17 protein-coding genes and 1 other annotated feature are annotated in these 14,875 nt (G+C 41.4%); of the genes, 16 read left to right on the top strand and 1 reads right to left on the bottom strand.

Annotated elements, in window-relative coordinates; translation table 11 throughout:
- Positions 1-21 precede the first annotated feature (21 nt).
- From mreC to pheA, 14 genes are all read left to right on the top strand, one after another.
- Positions 22-903 carry a rod shape-determining protein MreC gene (mreC, locus tag AC3WR0_RS02225; protein ID WP_492550786.1) on the top strand — a complete coding sequence of 294 codons (882 nt, stop codon included), beginning with the start codon at positions 22-24 and terminating at the stop codon, positions 901-903.
- Positions 900-1,418: a rod shape-determining protein MreD gene (mreD, locus tag AC3WR0_RS02220; RefSeq protein ID WP_027320150.1), complete on the top strand. Its 519-nt coding sequence runs from the start codon at positions 900-902 to the stop codon at positions 1,416-1,418. Before mreC ends, mreD begins: the two co-directional genes overlap by 4 nt.
- Positions 1,419-1,480: 62 nt before the next feature.
- Positions 1,481-2,155, top strand: a complete 675-nt coding sequence (gene minC, locus AC3WR0_RS02215; protein WP_492550785.1) for a septum site-determining protein MinC — start codon at positions 1,481-1,483, stop codon at positions 2,153-2,155.
- A gap of 47 nt (positions 2,156-2,202) precedes the next feature.
- A complete protein-coding gene (gene minD, locus AC3WR0_RS02210) occupies positions 2,203-3,006 on the top strand; it encodes a septum site-determining protein MinD (RefSeq protein WP_492550784.1) in 804 nt (267 codons plus the stop codon).
- A gap of 214 nt (positions 3,007-3,220) precedes the next feature.
- On the top strand, positions 3,221-4,006 hold the full coding sequence (locus AC3WR0_RS02205) for a peptidoglycan DD-metalloendopeptidase family protein (protein WP_492550783.1): 786 nt from the start codon (positions 3,221-3,223) through the stop codon (positions 4,004-4,006).
- On the top strand, positions 3,999-4,862 hold the full coding sequence (locus AC3WR0_RS02200; protein WP_492550782.1) for a M50 family metallopeptidase: 864 nt from the start codon (positions 3,999-4,001) through the stop codon (positions 4,860-4,862). The genes AC3WR0_RS02205 and AC3WR0_RS02200 overlap by 8 nt, the downstream gene beginning before the upstream one ends.
- Before the next feature lie 53 nt (positions 4,863-4,915).
- On the top strand, positions 4,916-6,403 hold the full coding sequence (locus AC3WR0_RS02195; RefSeq protein WP_492550781.1) for an Rne/Rng family ribonuclease: 1,488 nt from the start codon (positions 4,916-4,918) through the stop codon (positions 6,401-6,403).
- Positions 6,404-6,450: 47 nt separating this feature from the next.
- Positions 6,451-6,530: a sequence feature (ribosomal protein L21 leader region), on the top strand.
- Between the two features lie 12 nt (positions 6,531-6,542).
- Positions 6,543-6,851: a 50S ribosomal protein L21 gene (gene rplU / locus AC3WR0_RS02190; RefSeq protein ID WP_027320144.1), complete on the top strand. Its 309-nt coding sequence runs from the start codon at positions 6,543-6,545 to the stop codon at positions 6,849-6,851.
- A 12-nt stretch (positions 6,852-6,863) separates the two neighbouring features.
- The gene (locus AC3WR0_RS02185; protein WP_492550780.1) at positions 6,864-7,199 is read left to right on the top strand and encodes a ribosomal-processing cysteine protease Prp; all 336 of its coding nucleotides are present in this window, start codon (positions 6,864-6,866) and stop codon (positions 7,197-7,199) included.
- A 12-nt stretch (positions 7,200-7,211) separates the two neighbouring features.
- Positions 7,212-7,505 (top strand): 50S ribosomal protein L27, encoded by a 294-nt coding sequence (gene rpmA / locus AC3WR0_RS02180; RefSeq protein ID WP_027320142.1) that lies wholly within the window; start codon positions 7,212-7,214, stop codon positions 7,503-7,505.
- Positions 7,506-7,684: 179 nt separating this feature from the next.
- Positions 7,685-8,224, top strand: coding sequence for a Spo0B C-terminal domain-containing protein (locus AC3WR0_RS02175; protein ID WP_492550779.1), 540 nt, complete (start codon positions 7,685-7,687; stop codon positions 8,222-8,224).
- A gap of 72 nt (positions 8,225-8,296) precedes the next feature.
- Positions 8,297-9,589 (top strand): GTPase ObgE, encoded by a 1,293-nt coding sequence (obgE, locus tag AC3WR0_RS02170; protein WP_492550778.1) that lies wholly within the window; start codon positions 8,297-8,299, stop codon positions 9,587-9,589.
- 26 nt (positions 9,590-9,615) lie between these two features.
- On the top strand, positions 9,616-10,071 hold the full coding sequence (locus AC3WR0_RS02165; protein WP_492550777.1) for an ACT domain-containing protein: 456 nt from the start codon (positions 9,616-9,618) through the stop codon (positions 10,069-10,071).
- A gap of 244 nt (positions 10,072-10,315) precedes the next feature.
- A complete protein-coding gene (pheA, locus tag AC3WR0_RS02160) occupies positions 10,316-11,164 on the top strand; it encodes a prephenate dehydratase (RefSeq protein WP_492550776.1) in 849 nt (282 codons plus the stop codon).
- Between the two features lie 45 nt (positions 11,165-11,209).
- Here the strand turns inward: pheA and AC3WR0_RS02155 are convergent, their stop codons facing one another.
- Positions 11,210-11,746, bottom strand: coding sequence for a transcription repressor NadR (locus tag AC3WR0_RS02155; RefSeq protein WP_492550775.1), 537 nt, complete (start codon positions 11,744-11,746; stop codon positions 11,210-11,212).
- Positions 11,747-11,939: 193 nt separating this feature from the next.
- On the opposite strand from AC3WR0_RS02155, the gene safA reads away from it, so the two are divergent.
- Both safA and AC3WR0_RS02145 read left to right on the top strand, forming a co-directional pair.
- Positions 11,940-13,856 (top strand): SafA/ExsA family spore coat assembly protein, encoded by a 1,917-nt coding sequence (safA, locus tag AC3WR0_RS02150; protein WP_492550774.1) that lies wholly within the window; start codon positions 11,940-11,942, stop codon positions 13,854-13,856.
- Positions 13,846-14,826, top strand: coding sequence for a phosphotransferase (locus AC3WR0_RS02145; RefSeq protein WP_492550773.1), 981 nt, complete (start codon positions 13,846-13,848; stop codon positions 14,824-14,826). The genes safA and AC3WR0_RS02145 overlap by 11 nt, the downstream gene beginning before the upstream one ends.
- Positions 14,827-14,875 lie beyond the last annotated feature (49 nt).

Raw genomic sequence — 14,875 nt, 5'->3', positions numbered from 1 at the left:
CAAAATTTAGAGGTGTAGATCATGCCACAATTCATTTTGAATAAACGCCTGATTGTTTTGCTTGTCAGCATCATTATTCTCGTGGCATTGATTGGGTTTTCTTTGAGGGAACGTTCTGAATTGACCTGGCCGGAAAAGTTTGTAAAGGATACAACCGGCTGGGTTGAGTCCCTCGTTTCCAAGCCTGCCCACTTTTTTTCAGGCTTTTTTCAAAATCTCGAGGACTTGCAAAATACATATCATGAAAATAAAGAGTTAAAAACACGCGTAGAAAAAATTGCAGAGCTTGAGAAGCAGGTTCAAATTCTTGAAAAAGACAATAAAGAACTGCGTGTGATTCTTGATAAAAAGAAAACACTGAGAGATTTTAAACCATTACAGGCTACGGTAATTGGCAGAAACCCTGATCGCTGGCAAGAGATGATCATCATTGATAAAGGAAAAACAAGCGGATTAAAACAAAACATGGCTGTTATTGGATCCAACGGCAGCCTTCTTGGAAAAATAAAGCATGTGAATCAATTTAGTTCTACCGTTCAGCTTTTAAGTGCAGCTGATCCTAAAAACCAGATATCGACTATTATTCTAGGGGATACAAGTTCTTATGGTCTTGTTGATGGCTATGATAAAGAAAAAAGGCTTATGGTTAAAAGGATACCAGCAGATGCAAAAATTAAGAAAGGCCAACTGGTAGTAACCTCAGGTTTGGGCGGGGTCTTTCCAAAAGGACTATTGATTGGAAAAGTAGTAGAGGTCAAGCCGGATCAATATGGTTTAAATCAAACTGCTTATGTTAAACCTGGAGCCAATTTTTATGATATCGAAAATGTTATGGTCGTTAAGAAGACAATGAGAGTGCCAGAGGCCTCGGACTACATGGAAAGTAAGGGGGAGGGACAGTGAGCCGACTCCTGCTTCCCATTCTATTTGGTGCTTTGTTTATTGTGGAGAGCCTGTTTGTCCAATATACCCCTGCGGATTTATTTGGAGACGGGAAAGTATCCTCTCCGCACTTTTTGCTTGCCGGCATTATTTTTCTAAGTGTCTTTGGCAGCAAAAAGCATGGTATTATTTACGGATTTGTTTTTGGAGCATTATTTGATATCGTCTATACGGAAATTCTCGGAGTTTATTTATTCCTATTTCCATTGACTGCTTATTTTGCTTCAAAAACTATGAGGGTTATCCATGCAAACCTGTTTACAGCTTCGGGTGTTTCCCTAATTGCGATTGCTCTTGTGGAAATAGCCGTTTACTGGATAAACTTACTTATTAACGTTACAGATCTCAGCTTTGTCAACTATTTAGAGATCCGTTTTTACCCTACTATTTTGCTGAATCTTGCCTTTGTTATTTTGGCGGCCTTCCCCCTTAAATGGCAATTTGAAAAATTTGCAGAAGAGCTGGGGAACGATTAATTGCAAAAAAGGAATTTTGACTTTTATGTCGAATTCCTTCCTTATTGAGGTGAAATTTCTCCATGAAAAAAAGGCAAAACGTAATTATAAAAGGAACCAAGGACGGATTAACCCTCCATCTTGACGATTCCTGTTCCTATCAGGACCTGAAAAGGGAGCTGGACCTGAAACTTGCCGCTAATACCAGGGCCAGTGGTCAGAATCAGCTTATCCCTGTTCATGTCCAATTAGGAAACCGCTATCTTTCTGAAGAACAGAAAGAGGAAATAAAGGCACTTATCCGCCAGAAAAAGAATTTAGTAGTGGATAAAATTGATTCCAATGTTCTTACTAAAGAGGAAGCGGAATCAATTCGGGGCAAGGCTGAAGTGTCGACGGTAGCCAGAATAATCCGCTCAGGCCAGATTCTCGAGGTTACTGGCGATTTGCTTCTTGTTGGTGATGTGAATCCGGGAGGTACGGTAAGAGCCGGAGGAAATATTTTTATTATGGGTGCCTTAAAAGGAATCGCCCATGCTGGGTGCGAAGGAAATGAACAAGCTATTATAGCTGCTTCGAGCATGAAGCCTTCACAGCTGCGAATCAGCGATTGCATCAATCGGTCACCTGATATCGTGGAATCAGAAGAGAAGCACGAAATGGAATGTGCATACATAGATGATAACCGGCAAATAGTTGTTGATAGATTACAGGGTTTAATCCATCTTAGGCCTAATTTAACTAGATTAGAAGATTAGAAGATTAGAAGATTAGAAGATTAGAAGATTAGAAGGGGGACATTAGCGTGGGAGAAGCAATTGTAATTACATCCGGTAAAGGCGGCGTCGGGAAAACAACCACTTCGGCTAATTTAGGAACGGCTCTGGCTCTCCAGGGAAAAAAAGTCTGCCTGGTTGATACAGACATTGGCCTGCGCAATCTTGATGTGGTAATGGGGCTCGAAAACCGTATTATCTATGATTTAGTCGATGTGGTAGAGGGAAGATGTAAAATCCATCAGGCTCTTGTTAAGGATAAGCGTTTCGAGGATTTATTGTATCTGCTTCCTGCAGCCCAAACAACCGATAAATCAGCTGTGACCCCTGAACAGATGAAAAAGCTGATTGACCAATTAAAACAGGATTATGATTATATTGTCATTGACTGTCCTGCGGGAATTGAGCAAGGCTTTAAAAATGCAGTTGCGGGTGCAGACAGGGCAATTGTGGTAACGACACCTGAAGTATCTGCTGTAAGAGATGCAGACCGGATTATCGGTCTTCTTGAAAAAGAGGAAAATATCGAGCCGCCAAAATTAATCATCAACAGAATTCGTAATCATTTAATGAAAAACGGAGACATGCTGGATGTGGATGAAATCACAACACACTTATCCATTGATTTAATTGGGATTGTAGCTGATGATGATGAGGTTATTAAGGCGTCAAACCATGGTGAACCTATTGCCTTAAACCCAAACAGCAAGGCTTCGGTTGCTTACCGCAATATAGCCAGGAGAATTCTCGGTGAATCCATTCCTCTTCAGCCTTTAGAAGATAGCGGAAAAGGAATGTTCTCTAAAATTAAAAAATTCTTTGGTGTTAGATAAATAAAAACGGGTGCTGCAATTGTGCAGCATCCGTTTTTATTTTGCAATATTTTTCCTTGCCCACTCGGAGAGCCGCTGTTCTGCTGCCGATATGCTGGGAAGTATATCTTCAGAAGGCCATGATCATGTGCACTTCACTTTTGCTTTTCTTGGTAATACTCCTATTGGACAACTCATAAACTTTTAGAAAAAGGAATAAGGGCTGGTGGGTGCAGTGAATTCAAGATCGGATGATATCCGCAAAAGAATAGCAAAAAGGAAGAAGGAAAAAGAACGTAAGGAGAAGTTCAGTCCTAGTCGGGTTAAGTGGGCAGCAGATGAAGAGAAATACGGATTTGGCAGCCAGGTAGCTTCCTTTGATGCCGGAAGGCAGGAAGAGAATCATCCATTATTTAAAAAGGAAGTATTTTTATTTAAAATATTGGCTTCAGCCTTCCTCTTTTTACTCGTAGCAATTCTTTTTAAAAATCATAACAGCATGTTTGATACAGCAAAGTCTACAATAAGAAAATCAATGAATGAAGAATTTCAATTTGCAGCTGTATCGGATTGGTATGAACAGAAATTCGGGAAACCTCTGGCGCTGCTTCCAGTACCCGGAAAAAAAGAAAATAAGGATACTGCTTTGAATGAACCGGAATATGCCCTTCCTGCAGCGGGGAAAATCCTTGATAAGTTTGAGAAGAATGGACAGGGTATCATGATTGAGACAGGTAAAGGGGACCCTGTTAAAGCCATGAATGAAGGTATTGTTCGGTTTGCCGGTGTTAAAGAGGGCATTGGCAAAACAGTTATTATTCAGCATTCAGATAAAACAGAGTCGTGGTACGGAAATCTGGAAAATATTAAGGTAAGTCTCTATGAATATATAGAAAAGGGTAAGGAAGTTGGTACAGTCTCTCCTTCTAAGGGAGAGGATTCAACAAAAGGAGAGTTTTACTTTGCGATCAAAAAGGGAGAAGACTTTATAGATCCTATCCAGGTGATCCGTTTTGAATAAAGCAAAAAACTTAATCAGCAAGATTCACTTTCATCCCCTTCTATGGATTGTGATAGCGGCGGCAGTGGCAACAGCGCGGTTTCTGGAGGTATGTCTGCTTCTTGGCATTATTTTTATTCATGAAATGGGTCATGCTGCCGCAGCTTCATGTTTTAACTGGAGAATCAAGAAAATATCTCTGCTTCCTTTTGGAGGGGTGGCAGAGATGGATGAGCATGGAAACCGTCCTTTAAAAGAAGAAGCGATTGTAGTACTAGCAGGACCCGCCCAGCATTTATGGATGATCGGACTGGCATACTTATTTTCCAATTTATCTATACTGCCTGAAAGTGCAATCAATTTATTTATTCAATATAACATTATGATACTTATCTTTAATCTTTTCCCTGTCTGGCCTCTTGATGGAGGTAAATTGGTATTTATGCTATTTTCTTTAAAAATGCCGTTTCTTAAAGCGCATTTGTGGGCCCTCAGAATCTCTTTCATCTATTTGACTGCTTTCCTTCTGCTTTTTTTAATAAGGTATCCGCTGAATTTAAATATCTGGATTGTTTCAGGATTTTTATACTTTTCTCTTTATCACGAATGGAAACAAAGGCATTATGTTTTTATCCGCTTTTTGCTGGAACGATATTATGGGAGAAAAGAGAGTATTGGCTTGTTAAAACCCTTGATTGCTGGGGATGATGAATTACTACTGGATGTTTTAACAAGGTTTCAGCGTGGATGCAAACATCCTGTTAAGGTAAAGGGGTCTGAAGAGAATTTGTTTTTAGATGAAAATGAATTGCTGCATGCCTATTTTACTGAAAAAAGAGTAACCGATAAAATAGGGGACCTCTTTTATATGTACTGAAGTTTTTTTCGGTATAATAGAAGAAATTACTCAGAAAAAGTAGGGATACTTCTTTGCAAAGACTAATTGTAAATTATGAATCAAGAGAAAAAAGATATGCATTGCTTAGCGGTAAGACTGTTGACAAGTTAATGATTGACCAGCCGGATCAGATATCCCTGGTAGGAAATATATATTTGGGAATAGTGACTAAGGTATTGCCTGGGCTGAATGCTGCTTTTATTGATATTGGTGAGGAAAAAAGCGGGTTTTTGCCAAGAAATAAAGTGGCTGCGTTTATCCATTCTGCCGATCCAAAAAAAGAATTGAAAGGAATATCTTCTTTTTTACATCAAGGGGAAAAGCTTCTGGTGCAAGTAGAAAAGGACGCAACTGGAACGAAGGGGCCCCGTGTTTCAGGAATACTTGAATTTTCCGGCACAAATGTAGTTTATATGCCGGAAGGACGATATATTGCAGTGTCAAAAAAAATAGATGATGAAGCAGAAAGGGAGCTTCTCAGAAAGCTTGGTGCCACCGCAAAAGATGAACACGAAGGAATTATCTTTCGTACATCTGCAGCGATGATGACAGAGTCTTCGCTCCTCAGTGAAATTGAAGCTTTAAGAAAAGAGAGCAGAGAGCTTTCTGAAAAAGCTTCTGGCCTAAAAAGAACAGAACTGCTTTCGCGAAAAGATCTATTTTGGGAGACTCTTCTTGATGAAATCAGAAAAATGGATGCAGGAGAAGTCGTGATTGATAATCTCGCGCTAAAACTGAGACTTGAAGCCCAAGGATCAAAAGAAAATAAAGAGGAGCTTCATTTTGCTTTTTATAACGGAAAAGAAAATGTTTTTTCATTTTATAAAATCGAACAAGAAATAGATAAAGCATTAAAGAGAATTGTCTGGCTGGAAAATGGAGCATATTTGATCTTTGATGAAGCAGAAGCCTTGACGATTATTGATGTAAATACCGGGAAATTCTCTGGGAATTCCAGCCTTCGTGAAACGGTTAAAGAGACCAATATGATGGCAGCACGAGAAATTGCCCGGCAGCTAAGTCTCAGGGATCTTGGAGGTATTATCCTAATTGATTTTATTGATATGAAGTTTGAAGAGGACAGGCAGGCCATTCTGGAACGAGTAAAATCAGCAATGGCGGGCAGCGGAAGACAAACTAAAGTAATAGGGTTTACTCCACTCGGCATCCTTCAGCTGACAAGAAAAAAAACAAAAGTAAGTCTGTCTGAGGCACTTACAGAAAGATGCCAGACATGTGAAGGTACAGGGCGAATCCTTAGTGCTGAGACAATTGCTTTTCGTCTCGAGAGAGAGCTATGGGAACATCGGAACTCGGAATATGAAGCGGTTCTGATCGAAACCACAGAGGAAGTAAAAAAGATGTTTACTGGTGGGCATTCCAGCCATCAAGCTGTTCTTGAAGAAGCAGCAGGGTTTAAAATATTCTTTGTTATTCGTCCATCCTGCCATCACTTCTATTCAATCAAGCAATTTGGAGATCTAGATGCAATAGAGCATAAAACAAAGGAATTGTATTGACACTATCATGCAAATTATGATAGTATTTTCATGTTATGTTTGTAGCACCCGTGCTACAACCGCTCAGAACAGGTACTAAGATTTTGCCATGAGCAAAACGCCTGGGTTGGCGAGTCTGAGTTTATAAGGAGGTGCAGTTATGTACGCAATTATCGAAACTGGCGGTAAGCAAATCCGTGTAGAAGAAGGCCAAGCCATCTACATCGAAAAACTTAACGCAGAAGCAGGCGAAACGGTTACTTTTGACAAGGTTCTTTTCGTTGGCGGAGAAAATGTAAAGGTAGGCAGCCCTGTTGTTGAAGGCGCGTCTGTTACAGCTACTGTTGAAAAACAAGGCCGTCAAAAGAAAATTATCGTTTTCAAGTACAAAGCAAAGAAAAACAACCGTAAAAAGCAAGGTCATCGTCAGCCGTACACTAAAGTTGTTATTGGCAAAATCAACGCGTAAGGCGTAGATAAAATGATTGATGTTGTTATTAATCGAACGAACTCCGGGTCTATTCAATCTTTTGAAATCAGCGGGCATGCATTTTTCGCAAACAAGGGAAATGATATTGTCTGTGCAGGTGTTTCAGCTGTTTCCGTTGGGACTGTTAATGCCATTCACATGCTGACCGGCATTACTCCTGAAATTGAGCATAATTCAGGCTTGCTTGAATGTGTTATCCCGGAAAACATTCCGGAGCAGCACATGGAGAAAGTTCAGATTCTTCTCGAGGGAATGGTTGTATCACTTCAGACGATTGAAGAAGAGTACGGAAAGCACATAAGAATAAGAATTACCTTCAAAAAATAGGAGGTGGAATACATGTTATTAAAATTGGATCTTCAGTTGTTTGCTTCCAAAAAGGGAGTAGGTTCAACTAAAAACGGACGTGACTCAATCTCTAAGCGCCTTGGTGCTAAGCGTGCAGACGGTCAATTCGTATCTGGTGGTTCTATTCTTTACCGCCAGCGCGGAACAAAGATTTACCCAGGTGAAAACGTTGGCCGCGGAGGAGACGACACTCTATTTGCAAAAGTAGACGGCGTTGTAAAATTCGAACGCTTCGGTCGTGACCGTAAAAAAGTGAGCGTTTATCCAGTAGTTCAAGAAGCTTAAGCTATTGCATAAGAACTCTAACCTGACTTGGTTAGGGTTCTTTTTTTTCAAATAAGAGGGTTCCTATATTCTCCCTTATTGGCCAAACTTATCATTTCTGCATAAATTTGCTTACTATGGGTTGCTTTTTTGTTATACTTACAGCAAAAGCTTTCCGACTTTTATAACAGGAGTTAAGTATGGAAAAAGAATGGGATATAATAGAAGTGCTAAGGCACTCACGCCACGATTGGCTTAATAAGCTTCAGTTAATTAAAGGGAATATGGACTTAAACAGAATAGAACGGGTAAAAGAAATTGTTGAAGAGATTATTATTGAAGCACAGCAGGAATCAAAGCTTTCAAATATTAAGCTTCCCCTGTTCGCTTCTTTATTATTAACAGCTAACTGGGAAAGCCACCAATTTCAGCTCGAATATGAAGTTCTTGGCGAAGGCGGTTTACCAGCTCTTAATGAAGATCTTCTTACCTATTGGACAAAATCCTTCTTTGCCTGCCTGGATACCTCCGTGGAACCATTTCAGGAGAATCATTTGTCAGTGGGCATTGAAAAGCAGGATGAAGGTGCCCGATTCTTTTTTGATTTTAGAGGAATAATAAAACAAGTTAAACTGATTGAACAATTCCTGGCAGATTCGAATAATCAGGAGATGGAAATCGTTGTCGAGGAATTCTCCGAGAATGAGTTTGCCCTGGAAATTTTTATGCCAGTTGTTTAGAAGAGGTATAAAAACAGCGATTCTCGTCGCCAAATCAGTTTATGCTGCAGAAAGCAGACGGGAGGAACAAAAATGTTTGTCGATCAAGTCAAGATATATGTAAAGGGTGGAGACGGCGGTAATGGAATGGTCGCATTCCGCCGTGAAAAGTATGTACCAATGGGCGGCCCTGCAGGCGGAGATGGCGGTAGTGGAGCAGATGTCATATTTGAAGTCGAAGAAGGTTTGCGAACCCTTATGGACTTCCGGTATCAGCGCCATTTTAAAGCCCCTCGGGGTGAACATGGCATGTCTAAAAACCAGCATGGCAGAAATGCAAAAGATATGGTGGTTAAAGTGCCGCCTGGTACAGTAGTTATGGATGATAAAACAAAAGAAGTTATTGCTGACCTGGTTGAACATGGGCAGCAGGCCGTGATTGCCAGAGGCGGGCGCGGAGGACGAGGAAATTCACGTTTTGCCACTGCTGCGAATCCAGCGCCTGAACTTTCGGAAAACGGAGAGCCAGGACAGGAGCGGGATGTTATCCTTGAATTAAAACTTCTTGCCGACGTAGGGCTTGTAGGTTTCCCGAGTGTTGGAAAGTCAACTCTTTTATCGGTTGTATCATCTGCCAGACCCAAGATTGCAGAATACCACTTTACAACCATTGTCCCAAATCTGGGGATGGTTGAAACAGAGGATGGCAGAAGTTTTGTTATGGCTGATCTTCCAGGATTAATTGAAGGAGCCCATCAGGGGGTAGGTTTAGGTCATCAGTTTCTCCGTCATATTGAAAGAACAAGGGTTATTGTTCACGTGATTGATATGGCGTCAATGGAAGGCCGAGACCCTTATGAGGATTATCTTACAATTAATAAAGAATTACAGGAATACAATTTGCGTCTTACTGAACGTCCACAAATTATTGTAGCCAATAAAATGGACATGCCTGAAGCAGAAGAAAATTTAAAAGCCTTTAAAGAAAAGCTAAACGGGGAACATCCAATTTTCCCTATTTCAGCTGTAACACGTACAGGATTAAGGGATCTTCTTTTTACAATTGCTGATACAATTGAAAGAACACCTGAATTCCCACTTGAACATGAAGAAGAAGAAGAGACTGGTGTACACCGTGTCCTATATAAACATGAAGCAGATCCCGATGCCTTTAAAATTACAAGAGATCCAGATGGTGCTTATGTAGTTTCCGGTGAAAAGGTTGAAAAGCTGTTTAAGATGACTGATTTCTCAAGAGAAGAGTCTGTTCGACGTTTTGCAAGGCAGCTTCGTGGGTTTGGTGTGGATGAGGCACTGAGACAAAGGGGCGCCAAAGATGGCGACACTGTAAGACTATTGGAATTTGAATTCGAATTTGTGGAGTAAACCATAGAAGTAAATGGGTGAGAGAGATGAGAGCCAATAAATCCGATAAAAAGTTTTATTTAGTCAGGGAAGATGTCCTTCCGGAAGCTATGAAGAAAACACTTGAAGTAAAAGAAATGATTGACCGTGGTAAAGCTGAGTCCGTGTGGGAAGCTGTACACAAGGTAGACTTAAGCAGAAGTGCTTTTTATAAGTACCGGGATACCGTGTTTCCCTTTTCAACTGTCAGCAAAGAACGGTTAATCACACTTTTCTTTCATCTGGAAGACCGGTCTGGAACGCTTTCCCATTTGCTTAGTGTGGTTGCATCTTCAGGCTGCAATCTTCTTACTATTCATCAAACTATTCCTTTACAGGGAAGGGCTAATGTTACCCTTTCATTAAACACAGCTGGAATAGTAATGGAGATTGATGATCTTCTGACTCAATTAAGAAGGCTGGAATTTGTGGAAAAGGTTGAGGTGCTGGGTACGGGCGCATAATGCTCGGAGGCCAGGCCTAGTTTTTCCTTGGAAAATTGAAACTCGGCAAACGCCGGGTTTTCTTCTTTATTTCTATATAATTCGTTATGATCTCATACAAAGATTAATCCATGAGACAATTTCTCGAAGCTATTTCAATTCGTCAAAAATCATTCATACGGGTTTTATCGGAAAAAGATACAAAAGATCAAGAGAAGTGTAGATAGGCCAAGGGAGAATAATGGTTGTTAAAGGGGGATATAGGATGAGAATTGGGTTTTTAGGTCCGAGGGCTACATTTACAGAGATAGCAGCAAGAAGCTTATTTCCGGGAGAGGATCTTCTGCCTTATCAATCTATACCAGATTGTATGGATGCTGTTTCTGACGGAAGTGTTGATATTGGAATAGTACCACTTGAAAACGCCATTGAGGGGTCTGTTAATATTACACTGGATTATTTAATACATGAAACCGATTTGCCAATTGCAGGAGAAATGACTTTGCCCATCAGGCAGCATATGATGGTTAACAGACAAAATCGAGGTAAAAAAAACGAGATCACACAAATCTTTAGCCATCCTCATGCCCTTGCACAATGCCATAAGTTTTTGCATACATACTTTAATGGAGTAGTGCTGGAGAGCGCTGCATCCACAGCTGCGGCAGCAAAAAAGGTACAAGAGAATCCTGACCTAGTAATTGCTGCTATAGCAAATGAGTTGGCAGCAGAGGAATATGGACTTGAAATTGTCGCTGAAAATATACATGACTATGAATTTAATCATACGAGATTTGTAGTACTCACAAGACAAGGTGAGGCAAAGCTGAAGGTGAATAGGGGATTCGAAGGATTTAAAACCAAAATAATGGTGACATTGCCATCTGACCAGGCCGGAGCTCTTCACCAGGTTCTTGCAGCCTTCGCCTGGAGGAAGCTTAATCTTTCCAAAATAGAATCCAGACCAATGAAGACTGGAATTGGCAATTATTTTTTTATAATTGATATTGAAATGAAAATAGATGAGGTTTTAATACCAGGAGCCATTGCCGAACTAGAAGCACTTGGCTGTTCGATAAAGATCCTTGGAAGTTATCCCTCCTATAGATATTAGTAAGAAAAAGGATGCCCGCAAGCTGCGGAGCATCCTTTTCTTACCTTAAGACTCAATTAAAAATCCTGCCTTCAATAGAACCTGTTCCGCACGAACTAAATTAGCTTCTGATGAAGCAGTTAATGTATGTAAGTGATATCCGCCGGTTAATTCAGACAGGAATGCTGCCTTGGTTGATTTTATTTTTGCCATAAACTCGTGAACCTCAAAACGGTTAGAAACCATTATAGAAGCTGTTAAATCACCATAAACGGGATGCTCTATTTTTACATCTTTTACTGTCACTCCATTTTCAACTAATAGAGTAAGTTCTTCCTCTGTTTTGTCTGGCGAATGGAAACAGGCGATTATTTTTTCAAAAGAAGGGATTGCGTTATTAGGGTTAAAATACATGTATCCCTGACTCGTGGCAATGATAGGTTCATTCTTAGCCTTTAAAAGGGTGATATCCCCGACGATGACCTGCCTGCTGACGTTTGTTCTTGCAGCTAATTCGCTGCCCTTAATAGGCACTGCACTGTCTTTGAGGAGCTGCAAAATCAGTGACCGTCTTTCGTCACCCAGTATTTTTTTATCATCCATTTCTCTTTACTCCCCTTAAAAACCAGTTTTCAACCAATTTTATCATACAAGCACTAAGAGGAAAAAGGACTTACCCTTGGAAAGGGGTAAACATATTTTTTTGGATGAAAGCATAAGTTTTTATGTAGATTATTAGCACTTTGCCCATTTTGACATACAATGTATGGACTTATGCCATAGGAGGGAAATCAGAGTGAAAATCCATATCGTACAGAAAGGGGATACTCTTTGGAAAATCGCCAAGAAGTACGGCGTGAATTTTGAAGAGCTGAAAAAAATGAATGCCCAGCTCAGCAACCCTGATATGATTATGCCCGGTATGAAAGTGAAAGTTCCTACTTCAGGAGGGATGGTAAAGAAAGCAAACCCTAAGGTGGGATCAAATCCAGGTACAATCAATGCGGGCACAAAGAAAGAAATGCCCATTGCTGAGCAACACCCAATAAAAGAGCAGCCAGTACCGCATCCAATTGCAGTAACACCTGTAAAGGAGGCACCAATGCCGCCAATCGTAAAAGAAGCTCCAATTGCGCCCGTTCCGCCAATGCCACAGCCAGTGGTCCCTGAAATTGATATTAACAACTACTACATGCTGAACATGGCTAATATGTCTGTACAGCAGCCGCAGCAGCCACCGCTCCAGCCAGCTCCAGCACCTATTCTTCCAGCGAAAGAAATGCCAAAAGAGGTATACCCGGAGTCACCTGTTCAAATGCCAATTCAAGCACCAATTCAACCACCAATTCAAGTACCGATTCAAATGCCCTGTGAAGGAGGAGTCGAACAGCCAATGTGTCCAGAATTTTGCGTACCCGTTACACCAGTTATGCCAGGGCCTGGCTTTAATTATCCATGGGGGTATCCTCAACAGCCAATGCCATATGCACCAGTTCAGGGGGCGATGATGCCGCCGGTCAGTCAAGGAATGTATCCTGCTAATCCTGGGGTAATGGGAGCTGCACCAATGCCTGCACAAGTTAGTCCGGGTATGGTTCAGGGTGGAGCACCTTATATGCCATATTATCAAAGTGATGAATCTTCATCATTTATGCCGCAAATGCCAATGGGCCAAATGGGTCAAATGGGTCAAATGCCAATGGGCCAGATGCCGATGGGCCAAATGGGTCAAATGGGTCAAATGCCAATGGGCCAAATGCCAATGGGCCAAATGGGTCAAATGCCGATGGGCCAGATGCCAATGGGCCAAATGGGTCAAATGCCGATGGGCCAGATGCCAATGGGTCAAATGGGTCAAATGCCGATGGGCCAGATGCCAATGGGTCAAATGGGTCAAATGCCGATGGGTCAGATGCCAATGGGTCGAATGAGTCAAATGCCGATGGATCAGATGCAAATGGGTCAGATGCAAATGGGTCAAATGCCGATGGACCAGATGCCAATGGGTCAAATGGGTCAAATGCCGATGGATCAGATGCCAATGGGTCAAATGGGTCAAATGCCCATGTACCAAAGACTTGAAAAGGAAGCTCCATTTGTTCAGCAGCCAATCTTACAGCCAGCTCCAGCTCCAGTCCCACCACCTGCGCCTGTTATGCAGACACAAGTACCAGCTCCAGTAATGCCGGAGCAACAGGTTGCTCAAATGCCGGTATATCCTGAAGCCCCTATGGCACCATTAGCACCCGTTGGAGAGGAGTGTTATCCTGTTTCTCCGGTTATGCCTGGGCCAGGTTTCACAGGGCCAGGTTACGCAGGGCCAGGTTACGCGGGGCCAGGTTACGCAGGACCAGCGATGGAAAATCCTTACACACCAATGAGCTATGGTTATCCTCAAATGGGTCAGGTACCTCAGGGGACCGTAATGAACCCAGGAGAATCGTCTGATATGATGGGAATGAATCCAGGAATGCAAATGCCGATGGAAGGGTATCCTTCAGGAATGCAAATGCCCTCACCGATGATGGCGAATCCACAGGCCGGAGGAATGCAGTCACCAATGGTAATGCAGGGTAATCCGCAAGTGTATTCAGCTCCATACGGAGGACAAATGTATCAGGCTCCCTATATGAGCCCATATGGAATGTCTCCAATGGGAACTACTCCTTACGCAATGCCACGCCTAGAGGAAGGCAGTGAATATGACGATTAATAAAAGGGGAGACGATGGTTATTTTAATCGTCTCTTCTCCTATTTCCAAGAACAATTCCAAGGCCAAATTAAACATATCACTCCAATCCGAAAAAAAGTTTATTTAGTTGAAACATCAAAGAAAAAGTATATTTTAAAGGGATATTCAAGCTATAAAAAACTAAAGCTTCAGGAAACGTTTACTTCGACTCTCCGAAAGGAAGGCTTTCTGGACACCTATGTTTTTGAATATCCAGCGGGCACAAAACCCTTTGCGCATGAGGGTCTGTACTTCGGATGCATAGAATATCTTGAGCCACATCGTGTTTCCTTTTCCTATAAAACACAAGGTGAACGAAAGGAAGGCCTCCAGCTATTGCGCGAGTTCCATCAGGTTACTTCTGGTTTTGAAAAAAGGTACAGGACACTTATCCCGAACGCGGACCTTCTTGGAAAGTGGAAGGATCGGGCTCAATACTTTTCCCACCAGCGTCCTATATTGGAATCCTTTTTAAAAAGAGACGTAATTGACGAATTAATGGAATGGGCGTATTGGAGTATGGAAGGCATGGAGAAAAATAAAGAATACTTCACAAAAAAACCACATGTTATCCTGCATGGGGACGTAGCACATCATAACTTTTTGCGCAGTTCTTCTGGGAAATTAATGCTGATTGATTTTGATTTAATTGGAATAGGTCCTGATTCTCTCGATCTTTTACAGTATGCAAACAGAATACTCCCCTTTATGCAATGGTCTTATGGGGATTTAAGGAAGTATCCGTTCTTTAAAAACAAAATGGAAAGTCCTGCTTTTCTTTATTCACTGGCTTACCCTGCGGATATTTTCAGGGAATGGAATAGGATTATAAAGGACCAAACCTATATTCATTCCAGTCAATCAAGACAGGTGTACGATCTTACAGTTGGACAATGGAGCTTAAGGAAGCAATTTTTTAAGATCTTAAAAAAGCGAATAAGCAGCGATTAAATTTTGAACCTTTGGTGATCTCAATATTGCGTAATTTATTACGCCTACT

The organism is Neobacillus sp. FW104-15D2 (assembly GCF_058790155.1).
This window is presented reverse-complemented; position numbering and strand designations above follow the sequence as displayed.

Excerpts from the sequence above, each read along its gene's own strand:
- obgE (WP_492550778.1), top strand. The coding sequence starts at position 8,297 with ATGTTTGTCGATCAAGTCAAGATATATGTAAAGGGTGGAGACGGCGGT.
- rplU (WP_027320144.1), top strand. The coding sequence starts at position 6,543 with ATGTACGCAATTATCGAAACTGGCGGTAAGCAAATCCGTGTAGAAGAA.
- pheA (WP_492550776.1), top strand. The coding sequence starts at position 10,316 with ATGAGAATTGGGTTTTTAGGTCCGAGGGCTACATTTACAGAGATAGCA.
- mreC (WP_492550786.1), top strand. The coding sequence starts at position 22 with ATGCCACAATTCATTTTGAATAAACGCCTGATTGTTTTGCTTGTCAGC.
- AC3WR0_RS02145 (WP_492550773.1), top strand. The coding sequence starts at position 13,846 with ATGACGATTAATAAAAGGGGAGACGATGGTTATTTTAATCGTCTCTTC.
- AC3WR0_RS02175 (WP_492550779.1), top strand. The coding sequence starts at position 7,685 with ATGGAAAAAGAATGGGATATAATAGAAGTGCTAAGGCACTCACGCCAC.
- minC (WP_492550785.1), top strand. The coding sequence starts at position 1,481 with ATGAAAAAAAGGCAAAACGTAATTATAAAAGGAACCAAGGACGGATTA.
- rpmA (WP_027320142.1), top strand. The coding sequence starts at position 7,212 with ATGTTATTAAAATTGGATCTTCAGTTGTTTGCTTCCAAAAAGGGAGTA.
- AC3WR0_RS02155 (WP_492550775.1), bottom strand. The coding sequence starts at position 11,746 with ATGGATGATAAAAAAATACTGGGTGACGAAAGACGGTCACTGATTTTG.
- AC3WR0_RS02185 (WP_492550780.1), top strand. The coding sequence starts at position 6,864 with ATGATTGATGTTGTTATTAATCGAACGAACTCCGGGTCTATTCAATCT.
- AC3WR0_RS02165 (WP_492550777.1), top strand. The coding sequence starts at position 9,616 with ATGAGAGCCAATAAATCCGATAAAAAGTTTTATTTAGTCAGGGAAGAT.